This is a genomic window from Pseudomonas syringae (assembly GCF_021606685.1).
GTDB lineage: Bacteria > Pseudomonadota > Gammaproteobacteria > Pseudomonadales > Pseudomonadaceae > Aquipseudomonas > Aquipseudomonas syringae_R.
Map to the genome: position 1 here is coordinate 1 of NZ_WKCB01000156.1, position 952 is coordinate 952.

The following is a 952-nucleotide window of genomic DNA, read 5'->3' on the forward strand; positions in this document are numbered from 1 at the left end:
CTGTGTCCGGCACTGGGCCAGTTTTTCGCAGATGGACACGCGTTATGCCTGGGACGATAACGGCCGCGTCACCGTGCACAACGCCGATGGCAGCCAGGAAGTGTATGTCCACGATGACCGTGCACGGTTGGTGCAACGTATCGACCCGGACGGCGCTGAGCATTACAAATCCTACGATGAAAAAGGCCGGCTGACGGTCGAGCAAGACCCGCTGGGCGCGGTGACGGCGTATCAGTACGACGACGCCGGGCGCTTGGTGGCGTTGTTTCCTGGAGACGATGAGCCGACTTCCTACGAGCATGACAATGGCTTCGTACGGGTTGTAATGCGTGGTGAGGCGGTTTGGAAGTATGAGCGGAACGTTCAGGGCGATGTCATCCGCAAGACCGATCCCGACGGCCAAGTCACGGACTACAGCTACGACAAATACGGGCAACTGATTGGGGTTTGGTATCCCGACGGTAGCTGTCAGCGGTTGGTATGGAATGAGCGCGGCCAGCTCATTGAAGAACAGCTGGCCAATGGCGGAATCAAGCGTTATCGCTATGACGATCTTGGGCGGCAGGTGGCGCGCGAGGATGAGTTTGGGGCGCTGACGCAGTATCAGTGGGACAGCGTTGGCCGATTGACTCGCGTAGTGCTGCCGGGTGGGGCGACGCGGGAATACAGCTACAACCCCTACGGAAAAATCACCGCTGAACGCGATGAGCTGGGGAACGTCACCCGCTACGAATATGCCGACGGTTTACACCTGATCAGCCGTCGCATCAATGCCGATGGCAGCCAGGTCAGCTATCGCTATGACAATGCTCGATTGCTGCTCACCGAGATTGAAAACGAGGTCGGCGAAACCTATGGGTTGCAGTACTACCCCAACGGCCTGATCCAGCAGGAAACCGGGTTTGACGGCCAACGAACGGCCTACGCCTACGACCTCAACGGCAACCTGCAA

1 pseudogene is annotated in these 952 nt (G+C 58.5%); it reads left to right on the forward strand.

What is annotated here, in order from left to right:
• A pseudogene (locus tag GIW02_RS27000) lies at positions 1-952 on the forward strand (type IV secretion protein Rhs); the annotation flags it as partial.